The organism is Klebsiella pasteurii (assembly GCF_018139045.1).
Classification (GTDB): domain Bacteria; phylum Pseudomonadota; class Gammaproteobacteria; order Enterobacterales; family Enterobacteriaceae; genus Klebsiella; species Klebsiella grimontii.
In genome coordinates this window covers 5,158,112-5,177,612 of the sequence record NZ_CP073236.1, presented here as the reverse complement: position 1 = coordinate 5,177,612, position 19,501 = coordinate 5,158,112, and the positions used below count along the sequence as shown (strand labels likewise).

Genomic DNA, 19,501 nt, shown 5'->3' with positions numbered 1-19,501 from the left:
AAGTGCGAAAAAAGCTGCCCGGTTACTTCACCGGGCAGTCTTTGGTCATTTTAATAAATTTATCGTTATAGATGATGTAGTGGTTCCCCGGTTGGCGCAGCGTGGCCTGGCGGACAACGTCCCCCGGCCGTAAATACCATGCGTCTCCTTCCTCTTCCGTCGTATCACAGCCGGGCTTAATCAGCAGCTTAAACCAGGTATTCCCGGTATTGCTGACGGTACCCGCCGCACGATCGTAGGCCCATTTAAACTGTACCTGGCGCGGGCGTACTACCAGGATTGTGTCCACTACCACCACTGGATCCATACTCACTTCCGTCCCGCTTTGATTACGCATCACGTAATTGCGGGTGGGTATTTCACGAAAGGAGACCCGGTAATAGCGCTCACGGTTATCTTTCGGGCCGTGGTAGTAAAACTTAAAATATTCGCTCTCCCCCGCCTGAAGGGTCAGCTGGCGCGGGGCAAACAGCAGCTCGCCGTCCGCCGGACGGGAGCGCACCTCTTTGCCGCCGGGACGGTCAATAGCGACAATAGAGACCCGATACAAGCGGGCGCTTTTATTGTTATTAATGACCCGTTTAGACGCGAAATTATCTTCCGCCGCCAGCGAGAAAGTTAAATTACCGACCGAGATGGCCTGTGCCGCGGTCGCCAATCCGAGCGACAGCAGACAGATAAGCATCCGCAGCAAATTAGTTAATGTTACGCCACGTCGCCTGAACATGAATTTCTCCTGAAGCACTCACTTCACCAAACCAGCCGTTATCTTCCACCGTGCGCAACGATATCGGGTTATCCATCGGAATGGAAAACTTCACCGTCGTTTTGTCCATCTGTCCCACGTCGCCGGAAATATCCGTCCACGGCGTGGTTAACCACAGGGCATCGGTCATATCGCGCCAGGTATCATCACATCCGGCGTCATACGTTTTGATAGCCCCTGTCTGGGTGGTAAACGCCAGCGTCGCCGGGAACGGCACTCTCGACGTACCGTCCGGTGAAGTGAAAATACAGTATGAACGTCCGCCGATCGCCTGCGTTGGCCCGGTCACTTTAATGAGCACTTCATCGGCGGCGGTTTTGCCGCTGGTGGTGACAATATAGCCAAAGTCCAGCGACGGCTCGCCGGTGCCCACGTAGCCCTCGCGCGTCGGCGTTGCGATATACTCATCGGAAATAATGCTAATGCTGAAGTCGCGCGGTTTAATAATCAGCGTGTTGGACGTGGAAAACTCATACCAGCCTGACTCCGGCGAGGTGGTGTTATAGAAACGGAAATTAAACAGGTCTTTGGTATTCACATCGCTAATGCCCAGCGTGACCATCTGCTTAAAGAAGTTACTGGAGAAAAATACATAAACCGAGTCAGATGATTTCATCTCATTAAACGTGTAGTACTGAGAGATGCCGCTCACCGGTTTCCATGAATTCCCATTCAGGCTGAACTGCATATCGTAGCTTCCGACCGCGGAGGCCAGCGCCGAGTTGCTGATCGCCGGAAAAATATGAATTGAGGTATTACTCAGGCCATTATGCTGCAAATTGTAGTTCACCATTTTGCAGCTCAGACCGGAACGGGGGCCAATCGTCTGCGTACGGCAGTCGGCGTTGCCTTCGCCCAGCGTCGGAACCCCGTCGCTGTTGATAAACACTTCCGCCAGCGCATGGGTGTTAATCAGCTTCAGGTTTGCCGCTTTGGTATGGGTGACTTTACGTACATACCAGCTACCTGAAGCCTGATCTTTGCAACGCGCGCCGCTGGTAGCGTCATAGTTAACAGAAGTTTGACAGGAGTTAATGGTCATTGAGAAGCTGCTGCCCACCGACATCTGCTGCAGATACTGGTAGAAAGCATCGGACATCATGCCATGCATCCACTTTTGCCCGCCGCTGGTTACCGTCGCGCCATAGAAACCGCTGGCGTCGGTAGTTTGCGGCTGAATCAGGCTGGTGGCCATATCGCAGCCCGCATACCAGTTGATACAGCGCAGCCCCTGTAACGGATGAGATGTGGGGGAGTTATCAAACCACATATCAAACTTCCAGTTGGCAATCAGACCGGTATTATAGCCGTTATCGATGTATCCCAGACTCTGCTGATAAATAGTGCCCGAGCCGTTATATTTCAGCCCCGTCCAGCGGTTGGCCCCGGTCATTCGCGGGTCCAGCGCCCCACCGGGGGTGACGAAGAAGTTATCATCCGAGTTGTTTTCGACAAACACAAACTGCATGGCCGCCGCATCCGGCCAGGTGGTTTTGGTGACCGCTGCGTTGACCCGCGTCACGCTCAGCGCTGCCGTGAACATCACTAAACATGCCAGCCATTTAGCTTTCATTACCTTCTCCTGTCTGCTGCGTGCGGGCATAAGTGGAGAGGCCGCTACAGACCACATCGCCCACCCACACCGCGCCGCGCGCCTGGCTCAGCTCCAGCGCCACTTCGCAGCTCTGGTTTTTACCGTAACTGAAATCGATGGTGGGATATTTTTTATCCACGTCCATCACAAACTCACCGTTCTCATCGGTGCGGGTACGACCGATATGGTTATTAATGCGCGCGTTGGCCAGCAGCGTGCCGTCTTCCGCGCGGATACGCCCGGAGACCGTCACCATCTGCTTCACTTCCGGCTCAATCACCGCCACGTTGCCCGGATAAAGGGTCAGCTGGCTCTTACGCCCGGTCACGATGTCGTAGCTGTCGAGCGAGTTTTTACTGTTCTGCAGCTCCACTTCATAGCGGCTGTACGGCGACAGCGGCAGGTAATTACGGTTGCCGGAGAGCTGAACAATACGGCCGTTCACCTTAGCGCTCAGCTTGCCGTCATCCTCAAGGCCGGTTTTGAAAATCACCCCGGCGTTGCCGTCGGTGCGGCCGCTGGCGGCGATATTTTTCCCCTGCCAGCCCACGCTGCCGTTGGCGGTCAGGTTGGTGTTCACATAGCCATCCACGCCGCTGTTCACATTCAGCGTGCCGGTGGAGTAGCGGGTATCAAATTGAGCATACGCGCCGCCGCTGAGGGTTTTATCATCACCTGTGTCGCCGGAAATCGCCCGCGAAACGTTGGCGCCGATGGTACGGATGGTGCCTTCATCAAACTGTTTACGCGCCGACAGGTTGGCCATGGTGTAGCCATTCTGGTGCGTCATCCCGGCGCTGAACCAGTTGCCGAGCGGCAACGAGAAATCGAGCGCAATATATTTCCCGGTGCTGGCGCTGCTGTCGCCGTTATTAAAGCGCTGTAGGCCCGCGCGCAGGCCCAGCGATCCCCATGAGCCGGTGTAAAGCGTCTGGTAGTAATCCGCCGTGTAGTAGTGGCTGTTATAGCGGCGGTCGTCGTTATAGCTGATGCTGAAGGTACCCAGCTTTGACCAGAGTGAATTGAGGTTCAGCGTGCCGCCGATAGCCCGGTTGTCGGCATTACTGCGCCGTATCCGGTCGCCAATCTGCGTTTTTTCCTGGTTGACCCACACCGAACTAAAGCCGCCGGGCAGCGTGGCGCTGATACTGCCGATGCTGCTCCAGGAGCTGTCGCTGGCCAGCATATTCTGCAGGTTCACGTTAATGGACTCGGTGATCGGCAGGGTCAGGCGCGTCTCGGCGACGGCGTTGTTATCGTAACCGTAGCCGGTCGCCGCCCAGCTTAAGGTGCTGAGCGACCCGGAGGCCGATGCGCCCGCCAGCCAGCTGTCTTTTGCCGGCAGCGTCTTTTTACCGCTTTCGGACCAGCGGTCCATATGGAAGCTACCGCCCCAGAACTGCCAGGCCAGCGGCGCGCCGGCGCCGCGTCCGCGGCTGAACAATTTATTGACCCGCTGGGTACGCTTGCTGACCACCCGGCCGTTCACAATCACTTCAACATCGACATCATAAATCCCATAAGGCAGGCCGCGGGTGTCCACTTCGTGGTTACCCATGGCAAAGTTCTGCACGCTCATCAGGCGCCCGTCGCGGGTCAGATGGACCTCCCCGGCGGCGGGTAAAAAGGCGACCACCGGCGTGGCCGACTGGCTGTTATCAAATACCGTCGAACTGGCCTGGTTGCCCCAGGAAGCGCCGTAAATTTTCCCTGCCGAAACGGCGGTCATTGGGCCAAGGGACTGTAGATTCCAGGTATCCAGCATCCCGCCCGCAAAACGGTGACCGGCAAAGTCGCGCTCATACATCGCTTTATAGACTTCGCTGTCCTGATTGCCGGAGCCAATACCGTACAGCGAGCCGTCGAGCACCACGTGGTGCTCGCGCAGCGCGGTGACGTTGTTCAACGACAGATAGCTGGAGGTATTATTGCCGCCGTTACGCATCTGGTTGTTATAGACCCCGAGGTTATAGTTCATCGTGCTGCTGAGGGTATTGACGCTGGACTGACCGATATCTTCGCTGCGCGAGCGGAGTACCGTACCCAGCGCCTCTTTTTTCACCACCAGCTGCAGCAGCAGCTGGCGCAGGCTGAGCTGTAGCTGCGCATCATCTGTGAGGCTAATGTTGAGTTCTTTGCTGAAAGCTTCATTGGCCAGCGCGGTGAGCTGTTTGCGGGTCTGATCGCTGACGGTGGCGTTATTATCGTTTTCTTCCAGCTGAATTTGCCGTACGCGCAACACGCCGTTATCCAGCCAGATAAAGGCATTGCCGATCCGCTGATCGTCCTGGGTGCCGGTGCTGCCTTCAAGGTGAATAAACAGAGGAATGCTCATTCCGTCCTGCAGCGCCTGGCTGAAGGCCTGGGGGATAATCACGCCGCCGATTTGCTGTACTTTGTCGGAGGCGGCAGTGACGCTAAATGGAACCAGCAAAATGACCATGCCGGAGGCAAAGAGTGTTTTTAATCCTGGAGCGATCCCTGGTTGAGCCATGATGTTGATCCGTCATAAGAAATGTCTATTTCACGGGAACAAACTGCTCGCCCTGCCAGAGCGCAACCCGTCCTTTTTTGTCCGCAACGTTCACGCGCGTGAAGCGACGCTCTTTACCCGGCATCAGGAAGTAATTTTCCTTGCACTCTTTACCGTCAGCCGGCTTCAGACACGGGCCGTAGGCAAGAATGCGCAACGTCGCATTACCGGTATTGACCAGCGTGCCGTTGGCGTACTGATAGCGAAAGTTTGCTTTCCTTGGCGCCACCACCAGGATAGTGCCGATGCGTGCCGAGGCGGTGGCGACCGCGCTGCGGGTCGAGCCATTGCGCTGGGCATCGCTGAGCGCCTGATCGAACCAGACGATGCGGTAATAGCGCTCTTTATCATCCGCCGGGCCTTTGTAGAAAAAGCGGATCACGTCGCTGGCCTTCGCGGGCAGCAGCAGACTAGCCGGGGTCAGTAAAATCTCGTCCTGCTTATCCATCGGGATCACCTTACCGCCATCCAGCGGCGAAGAGAGGCGTTCCATATGGATGTTGATTAAGCGACCGCTGTCGGTCGTGTTCTTGATCTCTTTACTCAGCGTGCTGCTTTCGCTGTTCATAAATGAAGAGATATCGCCCACATCCAGCGCCAGGGCTGGCGTCATTGTGCTGAGCAACAGGCTGATGGCCAGAATGTGTTTTTTCATATGAATTCAGTCCGTGAAATAAGGCAGGGGGACGGTCCCCCTGCCTTGTGCTACGAGAGGATCAGCTGGTCCAGGTCGCGTCGAACTGTACGCTGACGTCACCGCTCCAGATACCTTCCGGCAGGGCGCTGTAGTCAGTGACAGCCGTAGAACCATTGGTGGTGCCGCTGATGATGGAGAACGTGAAACCGTCCTGCGCGGTGGTGCGGCCAGCGGTGTTATAGCCGTTAGACAGCGCGCTGAGGTTGCCGCCCAGGGTGCCCGCAGCGGTGTCGATCATGGTGGTGTCAGCCGTTTTTTCGACCGCAACGCCGTTGTAGTCAACGCCCACGCTCAGGGTTGAACCAGAGGTATCCAACTGAGTCAGAGTGTTCGTGATCAGACGAGAAGTCAGTTTGAATGAGGTCGCGGTGGTGTCACCTTCGATAGCCACATCAAACAGGCCTTTCTGTGAGTTAAAGCCTTTAATCCCTTCGGCATACTGGAAAGCCAGGCTGCCCAGCGGAGTCACCACCAGCTTGCTGGTAGTGTCTTTTTTGGCGGTTGCGGACCAGGTAGCGACTGCCTGAGCAGTAACGTCAGCTGCCTGAGCGACACCCATACCGGCAAACGCGGTTACCAGAGCAATTGCAAGAACCTTTTTTTTCATAGCTTTTTCATCCTGAGTTTATTAAGGGACCTGATGTCCCACGTCTGTGTGCATTTCCCGCCATAATTCAGGCCGCATAATATTTATTGCGGCACAAATTATTTTGGGGTTACGACCTGGTGCACAATTTTAAAAATTACGTCCATTACTAATTACAGCGCGAGCTTATATATCTTTGAATACAGTTTTGCCTCGGCATTTCGCCGATGGGTATAAACCGTTTTCACACTACAATTTTCAATTTTGGCGATAGATTTTGGATGCATTCCCTGCGCCGTCATACGAATTATCTGCATTTCCCTGTTGGTAATTTTGTCTTTCTTTATATCTTTGCGTAGAAAACGACCATTAATAACGTATGCCAGCTCCTGACGAATATCTTTCGCTAAGTCGACATAAACCACGCCCCGAATAGAGCCATTATAATACCAATAATTGGCCAATGCTTCCGAGCGCCTTGCGGCAATTAATACGATCTGTTTTCCTTTCATTTCAGCCAGCCACTCATTATCGCGGCGGATAAAATAGTTCAGCGAACTGGCGCTAAGATTAATAAATACAAATTCCCGGCGTACCTTTTCAAGTGACAGGTAAATTAAGTTATCGATATCAATAATTAGCTCAGCGAGTCCTTTAAGAAAATAACTGTCATGCGCTGGCCAGATGCACTGATCCAAAGAATATTTATAATCCATATAAAGTTAAACCCCATAGTCCTGGAAATCTTGAACGTATCACAACACTGCTGATAGCCCAGGCCTGCAAAGTCTAAGTCAGCAAATTCCCTCTTTAATATATCTAACCTAAAACTCAAAATAGTATTGCTTGAGACAAAGAACGCTAAATGACTTGCTTGTTTCTTGTGTTATCAAATTTAGGATTTTTCTCCATGTGTGTCAATAAGTGCTCAGAGTGCTAATTACCGAACAGGTCAATTTAAGCCAAAACAATAAAAATAAGAATATTGAGTTAAACACAAAAAGCATTTATTTTCATATGGTTATTAGCATTGCGTACGGGGATTCTTAAGTGAATATTATATGTTCCAGGATCTTAGCCATTACTGGTTAAGACTATTCTTAACGAGGGTTTCATTCGGAAATGCAAAAAAGTCGAACAAATTCAAAAAATAAGAACATAATACCAATAAACAACACAAAATCAGTGGTTAATTCCATTAACTAGCGTAAATAATGAAATTACACTCCGCACAAAAGGCCTGGTCGCCGACTAAAAATTTATCGAGGCCAATCGTAATCAAGCACGAAAAGATTAACTATTCGGTAAAACCGACTCAGCAAGAAGCCAGGCACGAACATCCTGAATGATGCCTTTGCGCCCGAGGCGGTAAATTTCCCCTGCAAATATCGCATACACCGCATTATATTTATCAGAGGAAATACGTATCATTATTAATCTCATTGCCAAAGCGTATTAAAGGTAGCAGACCCTGACCGGATTCCCGCTTGTGGATACAAAAGTGTGACCGCTGTCGGGCTTTTTCGCCACCCGCTACCTCAATTCTTGCGTCCGTTCACTATTTGTTCGTCTTACTGTCATCCGACAGTCATATAAAACACCATTAATAGTGCCCAGTTGACTGACGAACCTGGACGCATTTATGAACAGTTCTCTGGCTGCGGTTGCAGAAACCGATTTTCAACCGTTTACGCCCCCCTATACCGACCGGCAGCGCAAGGTCCTGAGCGTACGTAACCTGAGCAAATCCTGGAACGCGCAGCAAACCGTTCTGGATAGCATCAGTTTCGATCTTCATGCGGGCGAACTGGTTGGCGTGATTGGCCGTTCCGGCGCCGGTAAATCGACGCTTCTGCACCTGCTGAACGGCACCCATAGCGCCAGCGGCGGCGAGATCCTGAGCTTCCCGGAAGTGGGGACGCCGCAGGACGTATCAAAGCTGTCAGGCCGCGCGTTAAACGCCTGGCGCAGCCAGTGCGGCATGATCTTTCAGGATTTCTGCCTGGTCCCACGCCTCGACGTTTTGACCAACGTGCTGCTGGGGCGCCTGAGCCAGACCTCAACCCTGAAATCCTTATTCAAAGTCTTCCCCGACGCTGACCGCGCCCGCGCGATCTCTCTGCTGGAGTGGATGAATATGCTACCGCAAGCGCTACAGCGGGCGGAAAACCTCTCCGGCGGCCAGATGCAGCGCGTGGCCATTTGCCGGGCATTAATGCAAAACCCCGGTATTTTACTGGCCGATGAACCAGTCGCGTCTCTTGACCCGAAAAATACGCAGCGAATTATGAATGTCCTGCGCGAAATTAGCGAACAGGGCATCAGCGTGATGGTAAACCTGCATTCGGTGGAGCTGGTGCGTGAATATTGCACGCGGGTTATCGGCGTGGCCAAGGGCAAGATTATTTTTGACGACCATCCCGCGCAGCTGAATCAGGAAATTCTGCACCAGCTGTACGGCGATGAAATTAGCCAATTGCATTAAATTTCACTCACACGGGCAAAATAATGAAAAAGTACATCACTGGCGCAGTTCGTTTATCCGCAGCGGTTGCAGGCATTATGATGGCGTGGCAGGCAGGCGCTGCTGAACAGCCGAAGGAATTAAATCTGGGCATCCTTGGCGGCCAAAACGCAACGCAGCAAATTGGTGATAACCAGTGCGTTAAACAGTTCCTCGATAAAGAACTGAACGTCGATACGAAGTTGCGTAATTCTTCCGACTACTCCGGTGTAATTCAGGGATTGCTGGGCGGAAAAGTTGACGTCGTATTAAGCATGTCGCCGTCATCATACGCTTCGGTTTATATTAACAATCCTAAGGCCGTCGATATTGTCGGGATTGCCGTAGATGATAAAGACCAGTCCCGCGGCTATCACTCGGTGGTGATTGTCAAAGCCGACAGTCCGTATAAAAAGTTAGAAGATCTGAAGGGCAAAGCCTTTGGCTTCGCCGACCCGGACTCCACTTCCGGCTTTTTAATTCCGAACCACGCTTTTAAACAGCAGTTCGGCGGCACCTCGGATAACAAATACAATAACTTCTTCTCCAGCGTGACCTTCTCCGGCGGCCACGAGCAGGACATTCTGGGGGTGCTGAACGGCCAGTTTGCCGGCGCGGTGACCTGGACCTCCATGGTCGGCGACTATAACAGCGGCTACAGCGTCGGCGCCTTTAACCGCCTGATTCGCATGGATCACCCGGATTTGATGAAGCAAATTCGCATTATCTGGCAATCGCCGCTGATCCCGAACGGTCCGATCCTCGTCAGCAATGCCCTGCCGGCGGACTTTAAGGCCAAAGTCGTTACCGCGATTAAAAAGCTCGATACTGACGATCACGCCTGCTTTATCAAGGCGATGGGCGGTACTCAGCACATCGGCCCGGGAAGCGTGGCTGATTTTCAGCAGATCATCGATATGAAACGCGAACTGGTTAGCGCGCGTTAATCCCGCCCCTGACGCCGTCGCCCGCTGGCTATCGCGGGCAGCGGCGACTCGTTGAAGACACCACGACGCATGAATAACACCCATACCGAATTCGAACGCTATTACCAGCAGGTCCGCTCGCGGCAAAAGCGCGATACCTTGAGCGGATCCCTGCTGCTGTTGGCGCTCTATTTTGCCGCCGGCAGCATGGCCGAGTTTAATCTCTTTACTATCTGGCACTCGCTGCCCAACTTTTTCGATTACATGTTTGAGACGCTGCCGACGCTGCGCGTCGCCGACCTGTTTGCCGATTCGCATACCAAAGGTTCGCTGGCTTACTGGGGCTATCGTCTGCCGATACAGCTGCCGCTGATCTGGGAGACGCTGCAGCTGGCGCTGGCGTCCACGCTGGTGGCGGTGGCGATAGCCACCCTGCTGGGGTTCGTTGCCGCCAGCAACGCCTGGTCCCCTGCCCCGCTGCGGGTTGCCGTCCGCGTGCTGGTGGCTTTTCTGCGCACCATGCCGGAGCTGGCGTGGGCGGTCATTTTCGTGATGGCTTTTGGTATCGGGGCGATACCGGGCTTTCTGGCATTGATGCTGCACACTATCGGCAGCCTGACCAAGCTGTTCTATGAAGCGGTGGAGAGCGCCCAGGATAAACCGGTGCGCGGTCTGGCCGCCTGCGGCGCGTCGCATCTGCAGCGTATTCGCTTCGCCCTGTGGCCGCAGGTGAAACCCATTTTTCTCTCCTACGGCTTTATGCGGCTCGAAATTAACTTCCGCTCTTCGACGATCCTCGGGCTGGTAGGCGCGGGCGGCATCGGCCAGGAGCTGATGACCAACATCAAACTGGATCGTTACGATCAGGTCAGCATCACGCTGCTGCTGATTATTATCGTGGTATCGCTGCTGGATATGCTGTCCGGCCGCCTGCGGCAGTGGGTTCTGGAGGGGAAAAAATGAGTCAGTGGCAAAAACAACCGGATATCGCCGCCAGCCGCCGCCAGCATCGGCATTTATATCAGGCCCAGGGGCGCTATCTGCGCTATGTCGGCCTGCTGGCGCTGGCCAGCGTGCTTTATTATGTCTGGTTCTTTATGCAGTTCGGCATCAGCGGCGGGCAGCTCGCCGCCGGGCTGCAGCAGATGGGTCGCTACCTACTGCGGATGTTCGTCTGGCACGACTTTTTCAACTGGCCGTTTCGCTATTACTTCACGCAAATCGCCATTACCCTGGCGATTGTTTTCGCCGGGACGCTTACCGCGACGGTTATCGCCCTACTGCTCTCTTTTCTCGCGGCGCGCAACATTATGCGCGGCGTTGTTCCGGGGATCATCGCCCTGCTGATGCGCCGGTTGTTCGACGTGCTGCGCGGCATCGATATGGCTATCTGGGGGCTGATTTTCGTCCGCGCCGTAGGGCTCGGGCCGCTGGCCGGGGTGCTGGCGATTATCATGCAGGATACCGGGCTGCTGGGCCGTCTGTATGCCGAGGGGCATGAGGCGGTTGACCGTTCGCCGGGACGCGGCCTGACGGCGGTGGGGGCGAACGGTTTGCAGAAGCATCGCTTCAGCATTTTTACCCAGTCTTTTCCGACATTTCTGGCGCTCAGCCTGTATCAGATTGAATCGAATACCCGTTCCGCTGCAGTACTCGGTTTTGTCGGCGCGGGGGGCATCGGCCTGATTTATGCGGAAAATATGCGCTTGTGGAACTGGGACGTGGTGATGTTTATTACCCTGCTGCTGGTGGCGGTGGTGATGGCGATGGATACGCTGTCCGCCTGGCTGCGCCGCCGCTATATCGGCGGCAGCGCGGTGCCGCTGTTTAAAGCTGATTAGTTTTTTCCCGGAAACGGTACTGCGCACTTGTCCGGGCTACCCAGCCGGCACGAAAAAGTAGCCCGGTTAAGGCGTTTACGCCGCCGCCCGGGGGAAAATCACAGCCGCCACGTCAGCACCGGCCACCGGTGCTGCGCGTTCGCCGCCGCCAGCTGCGGGCACGGATTGACCAGCCGTACGCGATCGGCATGCAGGCACAGCGGCAGGTCGTTGATTGAATCGGTGTAGAAGGTTATCTCGCCCGAATAGTCGGGATGGGCCGCCAGCCACTGCTGAAGGCGCACGACTTTCCCCTGCTGATAGCTCGGCGTACCGGCAATCACGCCGCTATAGCCACCGTCGGACATTACGACGTCAATTCCCAGCGCCTGCTCGATGCCCAGCTCCGCCGCAACCGCCTGTACCAGCAGGCTGACCGACGCCGAGATCACCAGCATCTGCTCGCCCTTCGCCTGTAAAGTCCGAATCAAATCCCACGCCTGCGGATACACGCGCGGCATAACCTCTTCGCGTACGCAGCGCGCCAGCAGCGCGTCTACGTCCTGCTTTGGTACGCCAATCAGCGGTGCCTGAATCAGGGCGACATAATCGGCGATATTCATTTCGCCGCGGTCGTAGTCCTCCATCAGTCGCGCTTCCCGCGCCAGGTAATCAAGATCGTTTACCCAGCCCTCACGCACCATAAAGCGGCTCCACAGCGTACTGCTGTCTCCCTTAATTAACGTATTATCCAGATCGAAAATGGTCAGCGTTTTACCCATCGTTTATTTTCCCTTATCGGCCACGGCGTCTCGCGAGAGCATGCGCAAGAAAAATGACAGCAGAATGACCCGGGCGAAATACCTGGGTCATTGGCTATGCGGCGCTAACTTTCGGCGCGCGAAACACCAGCATAATTCCGCCAAGGATCGCCGCCATACCGACGACCGCCGCCCAGGGGAGTCGGTTCCCCAGCATCAGATAGTCCAGCAGCGCGGTAATCACCGGCACCAGATAAAACAGACTGGTGACGTTAACGATATTCCCGGCGCTCAGCAAACGATAGAGCAGCAGCTGAGCCACGACCGAAATCAGCAGGCCAAGGAACAGCACCGGGATGATAAAGCCTGCGCTAAAGTGAACATAAAAACCGCTCACCGGCGCCATAAATAAGCACAAAAGCAGGCTAACCAGATACTGTAGCGGCAGAACGTCAACCGGCGCCTGGCGGCTACGCTTTTGCAAAATGGCGCCAAAGGTCATCAGCAGCAGCGCGGCAAGGGCAAAAATAATGCCGCTGACCGCCATCTGCGAAGCCGCCAGGCTCCGCCATACCAGCAGAACCAGCCCCGCCAGCGCCAGCAGCAGGCCCAGCAGCCGAATGCCCTGCAGCCGCCGCTCAACGACGCAGAGGGTGAGAATCGGCTGAATGCCCATGATGGTGGCAATCAGCCCCGGCGTCACGCCGTGGGCCATCGCTTCAAAGTAGCAGACGGAATAGCCGCCAATCAGCATCAGTCCGCTGATGATGACCTGCAATCGCGTCCCGCGCGCCGGTAGCCAGCGTTTGCGCAAAATAGCGAGCGGCAGCAGCGCCAGCAGGGCTATCAGAAAACGGAAAACCAGCAGCGCCATCGGCGATGCGTTGTCCAGCCCCCAGCGGGTAAAAATCGCGGCGCTGCCCCACAGCAGGACAAAGGTTGCCGTTGTCGCCTGCGAGGCGAGCAAAGCGTATCGAGAATGCATAAATGTGTTCCAGATCCTGAATGTGTTGCGGTTGGTACGCGTTATCAACGAGTACCATAAAGTTCGGAGGTCAGACCCCGGTTACCACGGATTCAGGAGGCGGAGGGCAGGCGCAGGAATACAGGCGACGACGCGATGATACCATCCGGCCCGCCGATAAATCAGCGCAGGAGAGGAAATGTCCAGAGATGGCGCTATGCGTCACGGGGGTCACCTGTTAGTTAACGTGCATAAACATTAGCATGGTTAACGAAAAATTTACAAGACAGCGCGTGACTCGGGGAATGCGCCGGGATTCACGCATCAGTGCGGGTTTTCCCGGGTCGCGCTACGCTTACCCGGGCTACGCCTCCACGGCATTGTGCTGAGCGGTCGCCCGGGCAGATACGCGGCGAGGTAGCTTCCCTCCTCATCCCCACAAGCTCATGACCAGCAGCACCGCTATCAGCAATAGCGGATAAATTCGCACATGCCAGCGATCCGGTAAACGCGCCAGCCAGCGGGAGGCGATTTTTAATCCCAGCCAGCTTCCCGCCACCAGCTGCGCCGCCGCCGACAGCCAGATATTGCCGACAAACCCAGCCGGCAGCGCCACCGGCGACAGCCACGCCATCAACAGCCAAGTGAGCGTCGCCGTTGCCGCCAGCGGCAGGGTCAGGACGTTGGCCATCGCCGCGGCTTCAGACATCAGCACGCCGCGACGGCGCATTAAAGGAACCGTCATCACGCTTCCTCCGACGCCGAGAAAAGAGGCGATCAGGCCAATGACGCCCCCTACCGTCAGCTCATGGGGCGCCGTCGGCACCACCCGGCTGGACGGCGGAGTCATAAATCCGGCGCGAAAGTAGCAATCGATAATGGTCGCCAGTAGGTAGATAACGAACAGCCAGCGGATCCACTCCCCGTTCACCTGAAGCGCCAGCATCGCGCCCGCCGTTCCGCCCACGGCAATGCCGGTAAGCATCGCCCATAAGCGGCGCCAGCGGAGGATACCGGCACGCGCGTGCCGCCAGGTCGCCAGCAGCGCGGAACAGAGCATAACCAGCGCCGAGGTGGCGACGGCGATCTGCATCGCCTGTTGCACGACGGCGCTTTGCGCTCCCCACCCGTTGGTCGCCAGTAAATAGAGCAGCGGGACAGTAACGAAACCGCCGCCGAAGCCAAAGAGCCAGGTCGTGATGCCGGAAAGTATGCCGCACAGAAAAAGCCAGTCGCTCATTGGAAAGCCTCCACAAAAGGAGGTAACGATATAGAATAAGGCGATGGCCGGCTTACGCTTTAAAGCCAATCTATTACGAATTTCAGCCAGGGCTACACTTATGCGCAACGTTGCGATTGATGACGTCGACCATCTTCCTCGCCCGGTACTGGCGCTGGGCAGCGACTATCCGCCCAACACCCTTCTGGAGCGGCATAGCCACCGCCGGGCGCAGTTTCTGTACGCCATGAACGGATTAATGAAGGTCGAAACGGACGACGGCCAGTGGCTGGTACCGCCGTTCAGCGGGGTCTGGATCCCGGCGACGAAACCGCATCGCGTCTGGATGCCCGGCGTCAGCACCCACAGCCTGTATATTGACGCGCGGGACGCCCCGCGGGAAAACGAGCGCTGCGAAGTCTTACAGGTTTCTCCGCTGGCCCATCAGCTGCTGCTGGCCGCCTGTCGGCTACCGCTGCTGTATGAAGAGAGCGGGCGCGATGCCGCTCTGATTACGCTGCTGCTCCATGAACTGCGCGCCGCCGCGCCGCTGCCGATGTTTACGCCGCTTCCGCAGAACAGCCGCCTCGCGGCGTTATGCGGCGATTTTCAGCGCCAGCCGAGTATCCGCAGTACGCCGCAGCAGTGGGCGCAAAAGCTGAGTAAGAGCGTACGCACGTTTAATCGTCTGTTTCGTCGCGAGACCGGGATGGCGTTTTGCGACTGGCGCCAGCAGGCCTGCCTGATGTACGCCATGACGGCGCTGCGTGAGGGACGTTCGATTACCGAAGTTGCGCTAAGTCTGGGCTATGAGTATCCGGCTGCCTTTACCGCGATGTTCCGCAAAGCGATGGGCTATTCGCCGCTGGCGTTTATCCGTCAGATAAACGGCGGACCGGCACACGCCAGTCCGCCGTAGTCGCGGATTACCCGACTGCGCGATTCAGCCAGTCAAACAGCGTGTCCACCGAGAGCTGCGCAGGCGCACGCGATGCCGGCTGTCCCGGTTTAATCAGCAGCAGCGTCGGCAGACCGCGCACGCCGAGGTCGCTCGCCAGCGCCTGATGCCGATCGGCATCCAGGTAGCGCGTATCCAGTTGAGCAATTCGCGAGCTGAGTTTCTCATGCGCCAGCAGCTGCCAGAGCTTGCGGCAGTGCACGCAGCGTTCCGCGCCAACGAACAGCAGCACCGGCCGTTCACTCTCCAGCTCGCTCGCCGCGCTTATCGGCGTGAACGCGCTTTCCGCGACGCGGAACAGCTTCGGACTGCGGCGCAGGGTATCGTTATCGGTTGCCACGCACAGCGCATCGGCACTTTTACTGTACGGCTTCACGCCCGCCACCCGCACCACGCTCTGCGCCGGACCGGCCCCCGCCGCCCCAGGCTGGCGCAGGGTACGCACATCCACCGCCGCAATCGGCGCCTCCTGCGGCTGCGCCAGCTGCGGGATCCAGCCATAGGGAATGCGGTAGGCGCGATAGACCATATTGTTGTTCAGGGTCTTGCCCCAGAACGGCGAAATATATTCCCAGACAATTTCGTGGTCGCGGGTCACTTCGAAAATGCGCCCGTTCGATCCTTCGTTAATCAGGGTATTGCCGTTTTCCAGGCGCTGCATATTGCTGATATAGGGGCTGTAAAAGCGGTACGAATCGGTCGGCTGCGGCAGATCTGCTTCATAGGGCGAGTAGCGCCATTCGATATCGAGGGTCAGCGGATTGATCTCCAGGATCCGGGAGTAATCGCGCCAGGCGTTTTTCACGCCGTCCGCCGATGCCGGATTCGGCGCGCCGTATCCGGCCCAGCCGCCGTTATCGAAAATCAGGATATTACCCGCGCCCGGTAGCCCCTGCGGGATCATATGCGCATGGTGCTGGCCGATGATCCAGCCGATGTGCTTCAGCTCCGGCTTGCTGTAGTCCGGGCCCAGCTGCCAGACGATCTTGCCGCTCTGTTTGTCGATAATGGCGATAATGTTGGATTCGCGGGCGTCCCAGATAATATTGTCGGGGTGAAAACGCGCATCGCCGGCGTCATACCACTTATTCGGCCCCAGAGCCGACATCGAATTGATATGCATCCAGTCGCCCATACCGCCGCCGCTGGCGCGCATATTCGGGTTGTTGTACAGCGCGGTACGCGCCGCGTCGTCGAAACCCAGCTCGTGGAAATGGTCGCTGCAGCGCCACTCCCACACCACGTTGCCCTGCCAGTCAACTTCAATTATGGTGTCATCCAGCAGCAGCTTGTCGGAGATCGCTTCATTGATCAAATTGGTGTGGGCGAGGATCAGGGTATTGCCGCCATCCACCTGCGGCTCCAGCCCCGGCGCGTAGTAGCCCACCGGGTTACCCGCGCGCTGATAGTCGTGATGCGCGCGCGCCATCCAGCGCGTTTCATTGCCCGGATCGCTCACCTGCTCGTAGCGATCGAATTTCCAGGTGACGTTGCCTTCCCAGTCCACCTGGATCAGGTCGAGCATATCCTGCATACCGTAGCGCGGGTCGCGCTCGCCGCTGTGGCCGAGGATCGCGCCGCCGGGCAGGATTTTATTGGGAAACCCGTGCAGTTCAGGCCATTCGCGCACCACGCGGCCGTTCATATCCACCAGCACCGCGCCGTGTTCGGTGGCCTGGAAAAGGGTGTAGCCGCTCCAGGCGCGCGACGGATCGTAGAGGGTGGCGCCGGTCGGGTAGACGGAAGGATATCCCATATATTGCTCCTTAAATAAAAGAATCAGGCAGAGGTAATCAGGTTGCGAATCTGGCGGCAGGCGGCGCTAAACGAAGCATCATCGCGCTGGCGCGGATGGGGCAGCGCCAGGCTCACCACTTCCCGTATCCGCCCCGGACGCGGCGAGAGCACAACGACCCGGTCGGCCAGAGCGACGGCCTCTTCCACATCGTGCGTCACCAGCAGCGTGGTGGTTCCCGCGCGCTGGTGAATCTGTAAAAGTTCCTGCTGCAGAGTGTGGCGCGTCAGGGCATCCAGCGCGCCGAAAGGCTCATCGAGCATCAGGATCTGCGGACGGGCCACCAGGCCGCGGGCAATGGCCACCCGCTGGGCCATCCCGCCGGAGAGCTGCGCGGGCAACGCGTTGGCGAATTCGCTGAGCTGCACGCGTTCCAGCATTTCCAGCGCCCGCTGGCGCTTCGCCGCCCGGCTGAGCTTTTCATCCGCCAGGCCGAGCATCACGTTGTCGAGCACGTTAAGCCACGGAAACAGGCGCGGCTCCTGAAATACGATGCCGCGCTCTTTGCCCACGCCGGTGACCCGCTCGCCGTTAATGCGAATTTCGCCCTGGGTCGCTGACTCAAGGCCTACCAGCATCCGCAGCAGCGTCGATTTGCCGCAGCCGCTGCTGCCCACCAGCGCCACCAGTTCACCGGCGGCGATATCCAGGCTGAAATTCTGTAGCGCCGTCACCTGTTGCCAGGATTTACGCACGTGACGAAAAGAGACCAGAGTCGAAGAGGTCATAGCTGCTCCTGTTGACGCCAGCGGGTGGCGCGCATTTCCAGTAAACGTCCGGCTTTATCCAGCGCCGCGCCGGTAATACCGACCAGCACCATGCCGCAAAGAATGGTGGGCATATCCAGCAGCTGCTGGGCATTGATCATCAGACTGCCGATGCCGACGCCGGAGGACATGAAATATTCCGCGCCGATATTGCCAAGCCAGGCGTAAATCAGCGCCAGCCGCAGACCGGCGAAGATCCCCGGCGCCGCGCCGGGAAGAATGACCCTGCGCAGGCGCGCTACTTCACCTAACCGCAGCACTCTGGCAACCTCATCGAGCTGCGGGTTGCGCTGCAGCACGGCCTGCAGGGTGCTGAAGAACATCGGAAAGAACGACGCCAGCGCGATAAAAACGATTTTGCCGCCGTTATCGTTGCCCACCCACGCGGTCAGCAGCGGCAGCCAGGCAAACAGGGCGATATGACGCAGCACGTTGAGCGTAGGCGTGAAAATTTGCCCGGCGCGCGGGCGCAGCGCCAGCAGCAGTCCGCAGAGCAGGCCCCCCGCAATCCCCAGCGCGCCGCCGACAAAGGCTCGCCCGAGGCTTGCCAGCATCGCCGCGGTCAGCTCCCCGCTCAGGGCGCCCTGCATAAAACGCGCCGCCACCGCCAGCGGTGAAGAGAACAGCGCGCCATCGATCCAGCCCCATGAACTTGCCAGCTGCCACAGCGCCAGCAGGACCAACGGCAGCTGCAGCGCCCGCCAGCTGGCCTGCGGTTTCCACGCCAGGCGTCCGGCGGCTGGCTGCGGCCAGAACACCAGCCGGGCACAGGCGCGGTTCGCCGCCCACTCCATCAGCATGCCGCTCAGGCCAACCACCGCAATGGTGACGAAGACGATATCCAGTTGAAACAGCTGGCGGCCCCAGACCATCAGGTAGCCAATGCCTTCCGAAGAAGCCAGCAGTTCAACGACGATAAGCGATACCCAAGCCTGGGACAGCGCCAGACGCAGGCCGGTAAACCAGCCCGGCAGGCTTGCCGGGATCACCAGCCAGCGCAGCCGCTGCCAGCGGGAAAAGTTCATCACCCTTGCGGCTTCGCTCAGGGTCAGCGGCACGCCGGCCACCGCCTGCTGCGTATTAATGGTCATCGGCACCACGGTGGTTTTGACGATAACCGCCAGCTTGAGGCCGTTATCAATGCCGAACAGCACCATAAACAGCGGGATCCAGCCGAGCGTCGGGATTTGCGCCAGGGCGTAGAACAGCGGCTCCACGCGCTGCGCGGCGGCCGGGACCAGGCCGAACAGCGCGCCAAGCAGCGTGCCGGCAGTGGCCCCCAACAGCAGGCCAAGCGCCAGATGCTGAAGGCTGAATCCCCACTGCGCCAGCAGGTCGCCGCTCAGCAGCGATAGCGCGGTATCGGCAACCACCGACGGCGCGGGCAAAATTTGCTCCGGCATCCATCCTTCGCGAGCGGCGACGTACCACAGCAGCAGCAGCAACGCTGGCAGTAGCCACGGCCAGCCGTTAAGCCTGAAGCCCGGCCTGGCTGGGGCATCGGTTCTTAAGATCATCTGCGACATATCGGTCCACTTTTCGGCAAGTTATGTCGCTATCAAAACGTGACTTCCCCTTCGCCGCCATTGCGTAAGGCGAATAATCCCGATGC

17 protein-coding genes are annotated in these 19,501 nt (G+C 57.3%); 5 read left to right on the top strand and 12 right to left on the bottom strand.

Features of this window, described 5'->3' with window-relative positions; translation table 11 throughout:
- Window positions 1-22: 22 nt before the first annotated feature.
- The 6 genes from KCG39_RS24215 to ecpR all read right to left on the bottom strand — a co-directional run bounded on the left by KCG39_RS24215 (window position 23) and on the right by ecpR (window position 6,892).
- The gene (locus KCG39_RS24215) at window positions 23-727 is read right to left on the bottom strand and encodes a fimbria/pilus periplasmic chaperone (RefSeq protein WP_004129473.1); all 705 of its coding nucleotides are present in this window, start codon (window positions 725-727) and stop codon (window positions 23-25) included.
- A complete protein-coding gene (gene ecpD / locus KCG39_RS24210; protein ID WP_224326426.1) occupies window positions 696-2,309 on the bottom strand; it encodes a fimbrial adhesin EcpD in 1,614 nt (537 codons plus the stop codon). The genes KCG39_RS24215 and ecpD overlap by 32 nt, the downstream gene beginning before the upstream one ends.
- Window positions 2,310-2,328: 19 nt before the next feature.
- Entirely contained in the window at window positions 2,329-4,854 is a 2,526-nt protein-coding gene (locus tag KCG39_RS24205; RefSeq protein WP_142467936.1) for a fimbrial biogenesis outer membrane usher protein, read from the bottom strand.
- A 25-nt stretch (window positions 4,855-4,879) separates the two neighbouring features.
- On the bottom strand, window positions 4,880-5,548 hold the full coding sequence (locus tag KCG39_RS24200; protein ID WP_004133761.1) for an EcpB family pilus assembly chaperone: 669 nt from the start codon (window positions 5,546-5,548) through the stop codon (window positions 4,880-4,882).
- A gap of 61 nt (window positions 5,549-5,609) precedes the next feature.
- On the bottom strand, window positions 5,610-6,197 hold the full coding sequence (gene ecpA / locus KCG39_RS24195; protein ID WP_004129459.1) for a common pilus major fimbrillin subunit EcpA: 588 nt from the start codon (window positions 6,195-6,197) through the stop codon (window positions 5,610-5,612).
- Between the two features lie 152 nt (window positions 6,198-6,349).
- Window positions 6,350-6,892: an ECP biosynthesis operon DNA-binding transcriptional regulator EcpR gene (ecpR, locus tag KCG39_RS24190; protein WP_004129457.1), complete on the bottom strand. Its 543-nt coding sequence runs from the start codon at window positions 6,890-6,892 to the stop codon at window positions 6,350-6,352.
- A gap of 926 nt (window positions 6,893-7,818) precedes the next feature.
- Here ecpR and phnC point away from each other — a divergent pair.
- From phnC to phnE (KCG39_RS24170), 4 genes are all read left to right on the top strand, one after another.
- The gene (gene phnC / locus KCG39_RS24185) at window positions 7,819-8,661 is read left to right on the top strand and encodes a phosphonate ABC transporter ATP-binding protein (RefSeq protein WP_004129455.1); all 843 of its coding nucleotides are present in this window, start codon (window positions 7,819-7,821) and stop codon (window positions 8,659-8,661) included.
- Between the two features lie 23 nt (window positions 8,662-8,684).
- Window positions 8,685-9,626 carry a phosphonate ABC transporter substrate-binding protein gene (phnD, locus tag KCG39_RS24180; RefSeq protein WP_029669800.1) on the top strand — a complete coding sequence of 314 codons (942 nt, stop codon included), beginning with the start codon at window positions 8,685-8,687 and terminating at the stop codon, window positions 9,624-9,626.
- Between the two features lie 69 nt (window positions 9,627-9,695).
- A complete protein-coding gene (phnE, locus tag KCG39_RS24175; protein WP_004132516.1) occupies window positions 9,696-10,568 on the top strand; it encodes a phosphonate ABC transporter, permease protein PhnE in 873 nt (290 codons plus the stop codon).
- Window positions 10,565-11,446, top strand: a complete 882-nt coding sequence (gene phnE / locus KCG39_RS24170; protein WP_087828299.1) for a phosphonate ABC transporter, permease protein PhnE — start codon at window positions 10,565-10,567, stop codon at window positions 11,444-11,446. The genes phnE (KCG39_RS24175) and phnE (KCG39_RS24170) overlap by 4 nt, the downstream gene beginning before the upstream one ends.
- 98 nt (window positions 11,447-11,544) lie before the next feature.
- Here phnE (KCG39_RS24170) and KCG39_RS24165 read toward each other — a convergent pair whose 3' ends face one another.
- From KCG39_RS24165 to KCG39_RS24155, 3 genes are all read right to left on the bottom strand, one after another.
- On the bottom strand, window positions 11,545-12,207 hold the full coding sequence (locus tag KCG39_RS24165; protein ID WP_087828298.1) for an HAD family hydrolase: 663 nt from the start codon (window positions 12,205-12,207) through the stop codon (window positions 11,545-11,547).
- Window positions 12,208-12,301: 94 nt separating this feature from the next.
- Window positions 12,302-13,171, bottom strand: a complete 870-nt coding sequence (locus KCG39_RS24160) for a DMT family transporter (RefSeq protein ID WP_123828424.1) — start codon at window positions 13,169-13,171, stop codon at window positions 12,302-12,304.
- Between the two features lie 409 nt (window positions 13,172-13,580).
- On the bottom strand, window positions 13,581-14,390 hold the full coding sequence (locus KCG39_RS24155) for a sulfite exporter TauE/SafE family protein (protein ID WP_211811486.1): 810 nt from the start codon (window positions 14,388-14,390) through the stop codon (window positions 13,581-13,583).
- 100 nt (window positions 14,391-14,490) lie between these two features.
- On the opposite strand from KCG39_RS24155, the gene KCG39_RS24150 reads away from it, so the two are divergent.
- Window positions 14,491-15,288 (top strand): AraC family transcriptional regulator, encoded by a 798-nt coding sequence (locus tag KCG39_RS24150; RefSeq protein ID WP_004129436.1) that lies wholly within the window; start codon window positions 14,491-14,493, stop codon window positions 15,286-15,288.
- 7 nt (window positions 15,289-15,295) lie between these two features.
- Here the strand turns inward: KCG39_RS24150 and KCG39_RS24145 are convergent, their stop codons facing one another.
- Genes KCG39_RS24145 through KCG39_RS24135 form a run of 3 tightly spaced genes read right to left on the bottom strand, consistent with a single transcriptional unit; the run spans window position 15,296 to window position 19,415 of the window.
- Window positions 15,296-17,083, bottom strand: coding sequence for an aryl-sulfate sulfotransferase (locus KCG39_RS24145; RefSeq protein ID WP_142467938.1), 1,788 nt, complete (start codon window positions 17,081-17,083; stop codon window positions 15,296-15,298).
- Between the two features lie 23 nt (window positions 17,084-17,106).
- Window positions 17,107-17,850, bottom strand: a complete 744-nt coding sequence (locus KCG39_RS24140; RefSeq protein WP_004129433.1) for an ABC transporter ATP-binding protein — start codon at window positions 17,848-17,850, stop codon at window positions 17,107-17,109.
- Window positions 17,847-19,415 (bottom strand): ABC transporter permease, encoded by a 1,569-nt coding sequence (locus tag KCG39_RS24135; protein ID WP_004129431.1) that lies wholly within the window; start codon window positions 19,413-19,415, stop codon window positions 17,847-17,849. Before KCG39_RS24135 ends, KCG39_RS24140 begins: the two co-directional genes overlap by 4 nt.
- Window positions 19,416-19,501: the final 86 nt, after the last annotated feature.

Excerpts from the sequence above, each read along its gene's own strand:
- KCG39_RS24215 (WP_004129473.1), bottom strand. The coding sequence starts at position 727 with ATGTTCAGGCGACGTGGCGTAACATTAACTAATTTGCTGCGGATGCTT.
- ecpD (WP_224326426.1), bottom strand. The coding sequence starts at position 2,309 with ATGTTCACGGCAGCGCTGAGCGTGACGCGGGTCAACGCAGCGGTCACC.
- KCG39_RS24205 (WP_142467936.1), bottom strand. The coding sequence starts at position 4,854 with ATGGCTCAACCAGGGATCGCTCCAGGATTAAAAACACTCTTTGCCTCC.
- KCG39_RS24200 (WP_004133761.1), bottom strand. The coding sequence starts at position 5,548 with ATGAAAAAACACATTCTGGCCATCAGCCTGTTGCTCAGCACAATGACG.
- ecpA (WP_004129459.1), bottom strand. The coding sequence starts at position 6,197 with ATGAAAAAAAAGGTTCTTGCAATTGCTCTGGTAACCGCGTTTGCCGGT.
- ecpR (WP_004129457.1), bottom strand. The coding sequence starts at position 6,892 with ATGGATTATAAATATTCTTTGGATCAGTGCATCTGGCCAGCGCATGAC.
- phnC (WP_004129455.1), top strand. The coding sequence starts at position 7,819 with ATGAACAGTTCTCTGGCTGCGGTTGCAGAAACCGATTTTCAACCGTTT.
- phnD (WP_029669800.1), top strand. The coding sequence starts at position 8,685 with ATGAAAAAGTACATCACTGGCGCAGTTCGTTTATCCGCAGCGGTTGCA.
- phnE (WP_004132516.1), top strand. The coding sequence starts at position 9,696 with ATGAATAACACCCATACCGAATTCGAACGCTATTACCAGCAGGTCCGC.
- phnE (WP_087828299.1), top strand. The coding sequence starts at position 10,565 with ATGAGTCAGTGGCAAAAACAACCGGATATCGCCGCCAGCCGCCGCCAG.
- KCG39_RS24165 (WP_087828298.1), bottom strand. The coding sequence starts at position 12,207 with ATGGGTAAAACGCTGACCATTTTCGATCTGGATAATACGTTAATTAAG.
- KCG39_RS24160 (WP_123828424.1), bottom strand. The coding sequence starts at position 13,171 with ATGCATTCTCGATACGCTTTGCTCGCCTCGCAGGCGACAACGGCAACC.
- KCG39_RS24155 (WP_211811486.1), bottom strand. The coding sequence starts at position 14,390 with ATGAGCGACTGGCTTTTTCTGTGCGGCATACTTTCCGGCATCACGACC.
- KCG39_RS24150 (WP_004129436.1), top strand. The coding sequence starts at position 14,491 with ATGCGCAACGTTGCGATTGATGACGTCGACCATCTTCCTCGCCCGGTA.
- KCG39_RS24145 (WP_142467938.1), bottom strand. The coding sequence starts at position 17,083 with ATGGGATATCCTTCCGTCTACCCGACCGGCGCCACCCTCTACGATCCG.
- KCG39_RS24140 (WP_004129433.1), bottom strand. The coding sequence starts at position 17,850 with ATGACCTCTTCGACTCTGGTCTCTTTTCGTCACGTGCGTAAATCCTGG.
- KCG39_RS24135 (WP_004129431.1), bottom strand. The coding sequence starts at position 19,415 with ATGTCGCAGATGATCTTAAGAACCGATGCCCCAGCCAGGCCGGGCTTC.